General features: G+C 41.4%; 12 protein-coding genes. 9 read left to right on the top strand and 3 right to left on the bottom strand.

What is annotated here, in order from left to right; genetic code table 11:
• Positions 1 to 58: 58 nt before the first annotated feature.
• On the bottom strand, positions 59 to 214 hold the full coding sequence (locus tag ACLCDV_RS18715; RefSeq protein WP_411973953.1) for a winged helix-turn-helix transcriptional regulator: 156 nt from the start codon (positions 212 to 214) through the stop codon (positions 59 to 61).
• 30 nt (positions 215 to 244) lie between these two features.
• Here ACLCDV_RS18715 and ACLCDV_RS18710 point away from each other — a divergent pair, with 30 nt between their 5' ends.
• The 7 genes from ACLCDV_RS18710 (at position 245) to ACLCDV_RS18680 (ending at position 8684) form a co-directional block, all read left to right on the top strand.
• The gene (locus ACLCDV_RS18710; RefSeq protein WP_411971932.1) at positions 245 to 850 is read left to right on the top strand and encodes a hypothetical protein; all 606 of its coding nucleotides are present in this window, start codon (positions 245 to 247) and stop codon (positions 848 to 850) included.
• Between the two features lie 227 nt (positions 851 to 1077).
• A complete protein-coding gene (locus ACLCDV_RS18705) occupies positions 1078 to 2562 on the top strand; it encodes a TlpA family protein disulfide reductase (protein WP_411971931.1) in 1485 nt (494 codons plus the stop codon).
• A 76-nt stretch (positions 2563 to 2638) separates the two neighbouring features.
• A complete protein-coding gene (locus tag ACLCDV_RS18700) occupies positions 2639 to 3550 on the top strand; it encodes an alpha/beta hydrolase family protein (RefSeq protein ID WP_333574562.1) in 912 nt (303 codons plus the stop codon).
• Between the two features lie 454 nt (positions 3551 to 4004).
• The gene (locus ACLCDV_RS18695) at positions 4005 to 5582 is read left to right on the top strand and encodes a hypothetical protein (RefSeq protein WP_411971930.1); all 1578 of its coding nucleotides are present in this window, start codon (positions 4005 to 4007) and stop codon (positions 5580 to 5582) included.
• A 50-nt stretch (positions 5583 to 5632) separates the two neighbouring features.
• Complete coding sequence (locus ACLCDV_RS18690; protein WP_411971929.1) at positions 5633 to 5803, top strand: hypothetical protein; 171 nt, start codon at positions 5633 to 5635, stop codon at positions 5801 to 5803.
• Between the two features lie 648 nt (positions 5804 to 6451).
• Positions 6452 to 6799, top strand: coding sequence for a hypothetical protein (locus ACLCDV_RS18685; protein WP_317664979.1), 348 nt, complete (start codon positions 6452 to 6454; stop codon positions 6797 to 6799).
• A 445-nt stretch (positions 6800 to 7244) separates the two neighbouring features.
• On the top strand, positions 7245 to 8684 hold the full coding sequence (locus ACLCDV_RS18680) for a tetratricopeptide repeat protein (RefSeq protein WP_411971928.1): 1440 nt from the start codon (positions 7245 to 7247) through the stop codon (positions 8682 to 8684).
• Between the two features lie 100 nt (positions 8685 to 8784).
• On the opposite strand, the gene ACLCDV_RS18675 is transcribed toward ACLCDV_RS18680, so the two are convergent.
• A complete protein-coding gene (locus tag ACLCDV_RS18675) occupies positions 8785 to 9657 on the bottom strand; it encodes an AraC family transcriptional regulator (RefSeq protein ID WP_343570359.1) in 873 nt (290 codons plus the stop codon).
• Positions 9658 to 9828: 171 nt separating this feature from the next.
• Here ACLCDV_RS18675 and ACLCDV_RS18670 point away from each other — a divergent pair, with 171 nt between their 5' ends.
• A complete protein-coding gene (locus tag ACLCDV_RS18670) occupies positions 9829 to 10239 on the top strand; it encodes a hypothetical protein (protein ID WP_411971927.1) in 411 nt (136 codons plus the stop codon).
• Positions 10240 to 10326: 87 nt separating this feature from the next.
• Here the strand turns inward: ACLCDV_RS18670 and ACLCDV_RS18665 are convergent, their stop codons facing one another.
• Positions 10327 to 10794 carry a PA2169 family four-helix-bundle protein gene (locus tag ACLCDV_RS18665; protein ID WP_183043821.1) on the bottom strand — a complete coding sequence of 156 codons (468 nt, stop codon included), beginning with the start codon at positions 10792 to 10794 and terminating at the stop codon, positions 10327 to 10329.
• 206 nt (positions 10795 to 11000) lie between these two features.
• Between ACLCDV_RS18665 and ACLCDV_RS18660 the strand changes: the two genes are divergently transcribed.
• The gene (locus ACLCDV_RS18660; RefSeq protein WP_411971926.1) at positions 11001 to 12716 is read left to right on the top strand and encodes an FAD/NAD(P)-binding protein; all 1716 of its coding nucleotides are present in this window, start codon (positions 11001 to 11003) and stop codon (positions 12714 to 12716) included.
• The last annotated feature ends 83 nt before the right edge of the window (positions 12717 to 12799 follow it).

Below are 12799 nucleotides of genomic sequence, written 5' to 3'. Positions count from 1 at the left end.
AGTTTACGAATAATTTATATAGAAACCTGATCGAATAGTATGGCGTTTGTTTGAGGTATCAGCCAACAGTTACTTCGCCTAAATTTTCGATCAGATGATTGTTCTCAATGCCCCATTGGTCGATAACGGCGATGACAGGCAATAGGCTGTTGCCCAATTCGGTCAGGTTGTATTCGACCTTAAGTGGAAGCCCGGGGTAAATTCGTCGGTCGATAATGATGCGGTACTATCGGGCAAAACCATTGTGCAGTGGACCACGGGCGCAGCGCAGGAAGCGCGTTTGAGTGAAACGTGGTTCCGGGAAAACAATGCTGCCTATATCGATTGGGCCATACAGGTGGCTCCCGAACAGATGGCGCAGCCCGATACCACCATCTTGTTCGCGGGCAATACCGATAAATATCAGGAACTGTTGCATCGATTGACGATTTTGGGTGGCAATCTCAAATACCTTGGCGAGCATATCGGGGCTGCAGCGGCCATGGACACCGCTACGCTCTCGTACATCTATGGTGCGGCGGCGGGTTTTCTGCACGGCGCACTTATTGCCGAATCGGAGAATTTTGATGTAAAGGAATACGGTAATATCATTGCGGAGATCGCTCCGGGAATGGGCGAATTTCTCAAACATGAAGGGAAGGTGATCGCTAGCGGTGATTTTAGCATCTCGCAGAGTCCACTGTCCATTTCAGTGGAAGCGACCGAGCGGATTCTGGCGACAGCAAATTTAAGCGGTATCAATACGGAGTTCCCACAGTTTGCAGCAAACTGGCTGAAAAGGGCCGAGCTTGCAGGTTATGGACAGGAAGAGTTTGCGGCAGTGATCAAAACCTTACGGCAACAGGCATAGCGGCAATAATACAATTTTTTTAAGGGCCGGGTCGGGAAGATCTGGCCTTTTCTGTTTTGAGGGGATAGCGAATTAAGAGTACCCATATTGTTATTTTGGACATCAGATTTTAAGAGCGGGATTGGGGTAAAATTGTTTAAAATAAAGCTGGGGTGGATTGCTTTTAATTTAAAATATTAATTAAATTAGAGGGTAAATAACCCTGTACACTATATAAATTCTGAGCTATGCTAAAAAAAATGAGCTGTGCCTTTTTCTTGTGCATCCTTTTACTGAGTTGTACTTTTGCACAAAGCCCTTCGCTTTCAAGTGGTTTTGTAACCTTGGTCGTTAAGGTTAGAGGCGATAAGAATGTGAAAGATCTCGATCTGCCTATTCCGTTCATGAGCAATTCCTTCCAACAGGATAAACCATTGCCCTTTAAACAAGTAAATGATTCTACATTAATGGCATCAGCCTATTCCTTTGGACCTTCTGCGGTCTATATGCGGCTAAATGGGCAATACCTAGCTTTTATACTAGTACCAAAACAGGTAGGTACGTTAACCGTTGATATTCAGAATGGTGAAAACGGCGGTTTGCATTATCAGGGGCCGTTTAAGAAGATTTTTGACAATTCGGCAAAGCAGGAAAAATTGCTGATGGGCTTGTTTACTTATCCAAGCGATAAAAAAAATATAAAAACACCATTTAAATCAGCCAATGATTTTAAAAGATATCTTTTGGGCCAGACGGAAGAGATGACAAAGAATCTGATCGCAGATACAACTTCGGGATTCCTCAGGGAATACTATACCCGACTCGTTGAAGGTTTTCAGGTACCAAGCTTTCTTTTAAATTATGCAGCTATTGTGTATGAGCACAATAAAAAGGCTGGACTGGACTCTACCAAGTTTCCAATGGTACCAACACGGGATATCTCGTTTTACAGCGATATCCTTAACCCCAGGTACCAGGATACGATGAGTCTCTATTATTCTGTGTATTCGAGTGTTCAGGCTGCTATCCTACAAGATACGCTATTACATCTTCCAGATATTACAGCGGTTGGGCCTAGAGCCTTCAGAAAACAGTTGCAGCAGCGTTTTGATCCGATATTTAAAGGGCAGGGCAACCTGTTTTATGAGATGACAACAGCAAGTGCCTTTGTTCAAAAGATGAACAAGGGTTATCTGTTAAGTCCACAAGATAAATACGATATAACGAATAGTTTTACAATTAAAGACCTGGGCGAATATCTTCTTTATCAGGATGAACAAAATGTGCTCCTAAAACAGCAATCCAATTCAAAGGTCACGATGTTTCCTTTCGCAGTCGACAAAGAGGAGGTTATTGAAGAGTTGATCAAACCCTATCGGGGAAAAGTGGTACTGGTCGATTTGTGGGCGACCTGGTGTGGTCCCTGCATTGCATCTTTTCCTGAAATGGAAAAGGTAAAGAAACAGTATAGCGATCGCGATGATGTGGTATTTGTGTATGTGACGGATGAAAGCTCCGATCGCAAAAAATTCCAGGAGTTTACAAATCTGTTGGAAGGCGATCATTATTACCTCTATAAAAAACAATTTGAAGCAATTATCAAGCAGTTTGACTATGCTATTCCGAGCTATCTGGTTTTTGATAAAGCAGGAAACTTATCCGATCGTGCTGTCTCCCCCGAGAACAAGGCTGAGGCTGCCAAATCCTGGATAGAAAAGGCGCTGAATAAATAAGGGAATGGAAGATTCTTTTATTTTTATAAATTTAGGAAATCAATGGTATTGAACTTTTTAGGAACCTAAAACAAGCATGAAAAAAGCAGTGAAATATAAAATTTGCTACTTAAACCGTACCCTACATTACGGCTTATTTGTTTTATTATTGACTATTGCTGGGCCAAGTATCGGACAGCGCAAATCGAGTTCAGATCGGATCACTTCAGGGGAAAATGGAGTGGACGATTTTAATCTGGCCGAAAATATGAAATTAGGTGCCTCAAACTTAGATTTCCACGGATTCGAGGGCTATAGTTTTTTGTTTCAAGGACGCGAGGCGAAGATCATTCGGCCAAAAGTGACGGCGGTAGGGCATCCCTGGGTATGGCGCGCCCGCTTTTGGGGGCACGAACCGCAGGTCGATATTGGTCTGCTCGAGCACGGCTACCATGTGGTATACTGTGATGTCGCCGAGCTTTTTGGCAATGAGGAAGCGCTAACAATCTGGGATGGATTTTACCGAAAGTTACAGGAAGGTGGGCTCAGTAAAAAATCGGCTATGGAGGGAATGAGCAGGGGTGGTGTCTATATCTACAATTGGTGCCTACGTTATCCTGATCGGGTAAATGCGATCTATGCCGATGCGCCTGTATTGGATTTTAAAAGCTGGCCCGGTGGCAAAACTACAGGAAAAGGAAGTAAACCGGATTGGGAGACTTTTAAGAAAGACTACGGATTGACCGAAACACAGGCTTGGGCATTTGCGGATGCACCCATTGATAAAGCCAAAATCATTGCAGGTTTCAAAATACCATTGCTCCATGTTGTCGGCGATAAGGACGATGTCGTGCCTATCGCTGAAAATACCTTGCCATTTGCGGAGGAGATCCGTCGCGCAGGTGGTCGTATTGAGATCATCCATAAACCCGACGTCGGGCACCACCCGCATTGCCTGGTGGATCCAAGTCCCATTATCAATTTTATATTGAAGGCAGACAATAGGTAGCGACCAATAGCTAAACCGAACCAACCTAAACGAAAAACTTCAAAAGACGATAAATTGAATAAAAACAAAAAGGTCATTCCAAAAGGAATGGCCTTTTTGTTTTTATATCCAATTGATCTTACACTTCCAGAAAAGAAAAGTTATATTATTAATAAAGGGATAATATTTATCCCTTTATTAATAATATAACTTTTCTTTTGTATTGAATATAACCTTAAGTTAATCTGTTTTGTTTTTATTTATATTATTGATAATTAGTTTGTTATGGTTTGTTAAGCAAAGTGTGATAGCGATGTGATAGGTGCTTTTTCTTTATTTTTTTGCTCGAATGTTAATCTTTGTGGCAACGTTTTGAAGCATGGAAGAACCTGGTGTTGTTGACATGTAATCGAATCGAAGTATTTCATTCTAAAATCATAAAAAATACATTAATATTTAATTAACCATTTCCAAAATGATTTCACAATTTCGAACAACAAGCGGTTGGAAAACGTTAGCCTTTTCGGCACTTATCTGCGGTTCTTTATACGCATGTAAGGAAAGTAAAGACAGTGTAGCCCAGAGTGGCAAAGCGAATGTAAGCATTCATTTACTCGGGGTAGAAAATCCTGTCGTTACAACAAAGAAAGCGAGCAACGGAAGTAGCTCGACAGCATCCAATCAGACCATTGTAGTACCGCTTACGAAGACAAGTTCTTTTGAAGCAACGTTGACGAACGAGTCGTCCGCAACAAGTGGCAACCTATTGCGGGCCTCGTCCGGAAATCGCGCTGCGGTAACCGAGGAGCGTACTCCACTTGGCGATAATGTCAAATACAAAATCGTTGTCTACAATAGCAGCGGTGATTATGTGACTGAAAAGACCTATACAAACACAGTAAACAACACGAGCGACATCACGCTGGATGCCGGACAAGCCTACACTTTCGTAGCCTATTCGGTGAACAGTACCGCTACGGTACCTGCGGTCACGGCACAAACAGATTTGGCAACAGCCAGTCTGGATAATATCAGTGCTGACCTGATGTACTTTAAGAAGGATCTTACTGTTCAAGCTGGCGATAATAATCTCGATGTCGTCTTAAAGCATCAATACAGTGAAGTAACGACCAAACTGAGCATGGCGACAGAAATGACGGGTGCCATTACAAACCTGACATCAACAACTATTGATCCGACGCATCCAAGTGCCAATTTAAAATTGGCGGATGGTACAATTACCTACAATGGATCAACAGCTACAGCCAATGTTGTATTTCCGACATTGGGTGCTGCTGGATTACGTACTGTGTCTAGTACGCCGACAGTATTGATCCATCCTAGTGCAACAAATGGTGTCTTTAATTTCGGATCCATCACAATCGATGGTGAAACGAAGAATAATGTATCGGTAGCAGGCTTAAATATTGTTCCAGGACAACGTTATAACCTGAACCTGAACTTCAAAACCTGTACGCAGGAAGTAACTGGTGGTGCTAATTTGAATTGGGATTACCCCGCTGCCAATAATAATGGTAACAACGGTGCGAACGTAGATGGAGTCGTTGTACCTAATGGGGGAGTGGTTACCCGAACATTGACGGCACCAGGGGCAGATTATGGTTTTGTATTCGATATTCAGCAATTGGATAATTCGTTCAATATGGAAGTAAATGGAGTCAAATTAGCGACTCAAGAGATTCAGTTTGAAGCAGGCATCGCCATTGCACCCCGAAATGTACAATTTGCGGACGGAAGTATTTATAATGGAGCGAACGCCGAAGGTGGGGCTAATATTCCTCAGATTTATAACATGGTTGGTACAGCAACTCATCCAATTATTCGTGTTGTCATTGCTCGTGATGGTCAGGTAAGGATGTATGGTAGTAAAAGTAATGGTGGCGAATTGTATCCATTGGTTTTAACAGCTGGTACATTTAATATTGTGCCTTGGAGTTCGACTTCAAATACGGTGAAAATTACTCAGATAGTGCAAGGTAAAACAACTATGCTTGGTGCAGGTAGCGGCAGAAAAAAAGTTGCCTGTCCTTAATCTAAAAATTTAATTTATTCTTTGGAGTACCGATAATAAAAGATCAAATCATGAAAAATTCAGAAAAGAAGGTTTATATAAGTCCACGTGTTGAATCAACGACAGTAGAGTTGGAGCAAGGTATCGCAGCGGGGTCGGCAGCTCCTGATACGATCCATAGTACCGATCCGCAAGAGTCATGGGACAATGCGGGTGACGATAATCGAACCATTAATTGGTAAGGTAGGGCTGTCTAAGATGACAGATTTTAGGTTGAGATAAATAGCTGTTGAATTGCAATTTTCGGCATAAAGATTCAGAACAACTATTTTGACATACTACTCGGCAGGGATTTAAAAGATCTCAGCCGAGTTTTTTTTGGAAGGGAACTTTATCCAATGAAGCGAGAAACCAACACTCGGCTTACATCGGTGGAAAATTCGGCGGTTGGGCGCGTACTGGATTGAACGGGAAGTTAACTGGTTATATAGATGTATTGGTTTTAACTTTTTGTTTATCAGTTATTTATTAAGTGTGATAGCAATGTGAAAGGCTGTTTTTTTTGTTTCTTTCTTTTAATCTAAATATTTGTGAAGATAATCAGGGAGGGTATTTCGAAAAGGAGATTGGCGGATAAATGTATAGCTGAAAATGCGCTGTTAAAAGTTCCCTGATGATTACAATAATGAATTATCGCCCGGACCAATTTGCGTGAAGGTTCGTGATAATATATTTGGATTTACTCGATGGGGAAGATGGAGCCCCGTCGAGTTTAATAGCTCTACTCTCCTTAAAGGGAAAAATAAAAGTCTGTTTTTTGGAAGTTATGGAGTTCATGGTAAGGATCTCAAGAATAAACAAGGATAAAACTTACAGAAATAAAACGTACAATGGAAAGGAATAAATTTACTGATCTAATTGCTCTAGCGAAAAATAATGATGCCGAGTTTTTGGCTTTATTCAATGAAATCTATCCCGAGTTTATCGCCTCATTAAAAACAATAAATCCAAAAATCCGCAGCAGCGAACTGGAATTCTGTGCCATGACCTTTCTGAATTTTTCGACCAAAAACATTGCTCAATATACCTTTGTAACGGTGCGGGCTGTCCAGATACGCAAAAATAGATTGCGCAAAAAACTTAACATTGCCTCCGATATAGATTTTAACAATTGGATGCGCGATCAGATTCACCGAAACCCTTTTAATAAACAAGAGCATTCTGTTGAAACGATCTAAAATGAATTGCAAACCATATATTTTTATTTCCATTTATCGCAATTCGAGGGGATCCAGTCGTAATTTCTAGGTTCGGATATTTATTCTATGTGTGATACTTTTGTGATAGCTGAGTTTAATCGGCGTGTTTAACGATTGTTTATCTTTGCTTTCAATAAATTATTGTAATTCAATACGATCTTTATCGCATTTCTCTAGCCGATGCGCTTGCTATTAATGCGCCATATTAATCAAATATGATGCGTATCGTGATCGTGCCGTACTCTTAACTATCTTTCTTTTAAGAATATGAAGGTGACAGTATTGGAATTTGAATTTATTTTGTACCAATTTAATGTTGGTTTAATTTCTCGAAATAGCTAGATTTGCACACGCTATTCGAAGATACAAAAAAATCTAGCAAGAGAGGCAAGGGAGAGATGCCTGAAAATGACCTATTGTTACCATGAAGAAGCAATTTTTATTTTTCATTTTATGTTTACTCACGTTTCAGGCAATTGCAGCTGATCGCGTTAAGCAAGAAGTTGATTCACTTTTAGCAAAATCGATGGAATTTGCACAGAAAGGGAATTTGGTAACCTATATCGAAACGGCAATAAAAGCACTTAATATCGCCAATGCCGCTGACTACGACGAAGGAAAAGCAAAATCCGGCTCTTATGTAGCGGAAGGACTTGTGACAGCAGGTTTATTTAAGGAAGGGCTAAAACAACTAGACCGTATTGAAACCACGGATTATTATAAGAATGAAATTTTCCTGCAATCTGAAGTCCGTCGCTTACGGGGACGGGCTTATGGTGGTCTCCTGCTAAATCAGCAGGCTCTTCGGGAATTTCACTTGCAACAAGAGCTTATTAAAAAGCTGACTGGTGAAAAGCAGGTAAAATCCCGTCAGTTTAACTATGAAAACTTAAGTACTGTTTTCCAACGTCTGGGGCAACTGGATTCGATGCAAAAATATACCGAGCTACAGTTGGATAACCTAAAGGTATTTGCTGAAAAGGATGCCGCTATGCGTTATCAGATTGTTTATGAAAACCTCGGAAAATTGTTTGCTGAAAAAGGCGATTTGCCCAAAGCGCAACTATATCTCGACAAATCACTTGAACTAATAAAGAAATATAACATTCCTGTTGTGCTGAATACGTATGATGCTTTAGCTATTTTAGAGGAAAAGCGAGGAAACTTAAAAAAGGCTGCGGTGTTCTATGAGGAGGGGTTAGCAAGAAAGCGGGCAGCTGGTAGCAGAATAGGCATGCAAAATTCTTACCGCGAGCTAGCCGATTTTTACCGCTCAACCAACTTAGATAAAGCTAAAGCCGATCAATATGAAATGGCTTTTAGCCGGCTCACTGATTCGCTTGAGAGCGAAAATAGACAGGTCGTTGATCAGGTGCTCAACCAGATTTTGAAACTCAAAGATGAGGAATCGAATACCAAAGTGTCAAGGGCAGGAACAATTGCACTTAACGCCCTATTGTTGCTGCTTGTTGCTGTTTCGTTTTTTGTTTGGCGGTCGAAGCACAACAGGAAGATATTGGTACAGAAAGTAGAGGCATTGCAGGAAACCGAAACAATCAATAGGGAACTGACCGAACAGATCGGGGAAAATAAATTCAATACACTCATAGACCTGGCCAAAAGCAACAACCCTGAATTTTTGATTTTATTTACCGAATTGTATCCACAGTTTATCCAGGCGCTTAAATCATTTGACGCTAATTTGCGAAGTACAGAATTAGAGTTTTGTGCCATGGCCTTTCTCAACTTCTCGACAAAAAATATTTCGGAATACACCTTTGTGACGATCAGGGCGGTGCAGGTCCGTAAAAATAGACTGCGCAAAAAGTTCGACATACCATCAGATGTGGATTTCAATAACTAGATGCGTGAGCAGGCTGGAACATCCGTTAACCCATTGGAACCTAAGGGCTAAAAAAAAGAACAATGTTAACAGCTCTTTTTTACAAGGGCGGCACTGCTCGCTAATCTTTATTTGATAAAAGCTTACTTTTATAATCGGAAGGCGTAATTCCTTTAATCGATTTAAAGAACTTGTTGAAGTTGGGCAGGGAGTTGAATCCACAGGCATAGGCAATATTGGTGATCGGGTTCTCATCCTGAACCAACAGCCTGCAAGCTTCATTGATCCTTACTTCATTGACGAATTTTGAAAATGTTTTTCGTGTATGTGCTTTAAAAAAGCGACAGAAGGATGGCTTGGTCAAGTTCGCCAATTTAGCTGCCTCCTCTAAGGAAATTTCATTGTTGAAATTTTCAAAAACATAATTGTAGATGTTAAAAATAAGTTCTCCATCCTTGCGCGGTGATCCATTGCTATAAGACTTATCCGATAGTACAGCATATTCTTCTGTGTGAAGAAGGGTAGCCAAGCACTCAAATAGATAGGCTGTTTTTTGCATATCGGAGGCGCCGACCATTTTTCGTAGTATTTTTTTGAGTGCATCCTTTGTTTGTCCATAAAATAACATCCCCTGTCGCGATCTTTCCAGGAAGTCATGCAGCGGGGCCGTTTCAACTAATAAGGGGCAAAAAGACAGTAGGGCTTCTGGATCGAAATGTAAGGTGATAGACTGTGCGCTAGGTTCGTGGCTGGTATCACCCTGCGCATTATACCATACATGTGGCAAGCCCGGGCCGGTAAATGTCAGCTCGTCGCTTTCAAAGTCTTCCAGATGATCTCCAATGCAGCGTTGCCCATTACCCTTGATGATGTAGGTAAGCTGGCATTCACTGTGAAAATGATATTCGGAGAGGTATTTGTCGCAATTTTCTCGTCGAATTTCAAAAATCCTGTTCCCTAAATTTGAAAGTGCTTTCGTATAAACCGGTCTCATAAATGCTGAAAATATTTTAATGAAATAATGGCAGCGTGTACCTATCTTTATAATTGATTTGAAATTGTATCTCAAAAGACGCATTATTAACCAAAAAAGCCATGTATTAAAGGCTTAAAATCATGTAAAATATTACTTTTTTTAACCGTTTACCGAATTCAGCATTGGACGATGTCAAAATTTCTTAATAATATGATCTTGATGGGGCTCATTGTATGTGTATTGTTTACGATGTGGGCTTATTTTAACAATACATACATTCCGAGGGGTATCCTAATGGTTCAGCTGCTATTAATATTTTTTCAGCTGGTGAAACGATTTTTCATACAGTGTATGGCAATTATTTTTTATGTCTTTATACTCTTATATGTAACTTTCGGTGGTGTCAATGCTGCTATACCATATGATTTTTCAGATTTCCTTTTTCCGCTTATGGTTACCGTATGGAAGCATGGCGATCTTAGGATGATGTATTTAAGTGAAATGATATTTTTGATCATGCTTATTGTTACGACAACAATCTCTGTTCGGGAGAAATGGAAGCGATTAGCAAAAGCAGTGCTACATTCCTGGCTAGGATGAGTTAATGATGAAGTCGAAACACAAAAAAATACCGAAGGGATTGCACTTCGGTATTTTTTGTGAAAAAGAAAAATTACTATTTCAATCTTAGATGGTTTTGCTATCGCGCAGCATTTTAATAATATTATGCGCTTCAAGCTGCTTGCTGAGTTGTGTATTGATCAAGCTGTGAACATTTTGTGAAAGTTCTTCCGATCCTTCAGCCAAAGCTGTTTGATAAGTTGATTTGAAGGCATCTTCTCCCTGCTCACAGGTTTCGAGCAGACTTCTTTCGTCATCTCCCGTAATATTTACTTTTATCCCCATCCAGGCACGGAAAAGCTTGCCGCTCAGCATGGTGCTATCCGTCGCCTCTTTGCCTTCAAGCTCAACATAAGGTGTCAACTCGGCAATAAATTCTTCCGACTGTCCGATAAATTTTTGAAATGTTGGTATAAGTTTATCTAAACCATGACTTGTCGCCAGATCAATAGCTTTTTTATAACCCTCGATGCGGTCGTTGTTGATCTTAATAATGTCATTGATGATCTCCGGATTGTTGATGTTGTTTTCCATAATATTGTTATTTGTTATCATTTTGTTTATTCGAAAAACAGCAGGTACCTGATGATCGTTTGCAGAATCCGAGATTCAGGTATTTAAATCGTGGCCCGTATTTATCCCGTTTTTTATTGTCCGGGAATAAATGGGCCTAAAACTTTCTGCAATTTACCCTTGTTCTTAGAACCGAATACTGTCCTTTAGGCAGCGCAACGAAAACTATGCAACAAAACATTCATGTAGCCATTATCGGGGGTGGACCCAGTGGCCTGTTTATGTACAAGAGATTGGTCGAAAAGAATATAGCCGGTCTCAAAGTATCTATTTTCGAGTCCCGCAAGCAATTGGGGGCAGGGATGCCTTATAGCTACGAAGGTGCTACACCTGAGCATCTAACTAATGTCTCGGATCATGAAATTCCCGCACTGGTCTCCACGATTGAGGATTATGTTCAATCCTTATCGGAAACCGCGCTTCGAAGCTATGGAATCGATGTTGACGATTTTAATCGCCACAAGGTGGTGCCACGGTTGCTCCTTGGCCGCTACCTATCGGAGCAGTTTATGCTATTGAAACGGATGGCGGATGAAAAGGGGATAGAAACACAGATTCATCTCGGCTGCCAGGTCAGCGATATCATTGATCTGGAAAACCAGACGCAGGTTAAAATCATGGTCGGCAGCACCGATACCTATATCGTAGACAAGGTTATCATCTGTACCGGACATAAATGGCCAACCAGGTATGAGGGCAATGTAGAGCATTATTTTGAATCACCCTATCCGCCGTCAAAGCTCGCCTTAAAAACAGACCATGCAGTAGGCTTACGTGGCGCTTCGCTCACGGCAATCGATGCTATCCGTACAATAGCACGTCATAATGGGTCTTTTGAGGCGCTGGAGACAGGTGAGTTAAGGTATCAGATCGACCCGGGAAGTGAAAATTTTAAGTTATTGATGCATACGCGCAGTGGTCTTCTGCCTGCGATCCGATTCCATCAGGAAGAACCTTTCTTAGCCAACAAGCTCTTGATCTCCGAAGAGGAACTTATGCTTAACAGACTTGAAAATGAAGGTTTCGTGTCGTTGGATTTTTTGTTCGATCGTAATTTTAAAGCGCAGTTTAAGGAAAAGGATCCCGACTTTTATGCAATTGTGGAAAAACTCAGCCTGGAAGATTTTGTAGAAGCAGTACTCAGTTTAAGGGAACAGAAAGATGCCTTCGAGGGATTTCGCCAGGAGCACGAACAAGCGCTGAAATCTATCAGAAGGCGCCAGTCTATCTATTGGAAAGAAGTGCTTTCTGCCTTGAGCTTTACCCTGAATTACCCGGCCAAATATATGTCTGCCGAAGATATGCTGCGTTTAAAAAAAGTACTGATGCCGTTGATTTCCATTGTTATCGCATTTGTGCCGCAGAGTTCCAGTCGTGAGCTCCTCGCACTGCACGATGCTGGCCGGCTGGAAGTGGTCAATGTGGGTACGGACAGTCGTGTTGAACCTGCGAGCGACCGCGGCGCTAACTATTTTTATACCGATGAATCTGGGATAGAAGTAAAAACCCATTATAAGACATTTGTGGATTGTGTAGGACAGCGACCCTTGGACTTTGAAGAATTTCCTTTCAGGAGTTTAGTCGACAATGGTAATGTCAGTCCAGCTTACCTGCGATTTCGTTCAGTGGAACGGGCCAAAGAACAAATGCTGGCAGGCAACGACCATATGTTTGTGGCTCCGGATGGCACCATTTTTTTGCAGGTACCCGGGGTAAAGATAGACGACAGCTTCCGGCTGGTAGACCACAGCGGCAACGCCAGTCAACGTCTTTTCATGATGGCTGTACCGTATATGGGCGGCTATAATCCGGATTATTCGGGTCTAGATTTTTGCGCCGCTACCTCCGCTATCATTGCCGGCAAGATCGCTGAAGGGGGATAAATACGTAAGTTTTTGTTAAAATACGGTAAGATGGTTGGGGCCGTACGATACGGGATTTAATTTAAGCTCCCTATTGCTATATT

The organism is Sphingobacterium sp. Lzh-3 (genome assembly GCF_046764375.1).
Lineage (GTDB): Bacteria > Bacteroidota > Bacteroidia > Sphingobacteriales > Sphingobacteriaceae > Sphingobacterium.
The sequence above is the reverse complement of the archived record's forward strand: the minus strand, read 5'-3'. Positions and strand labels throughout refer to the sequence as shown.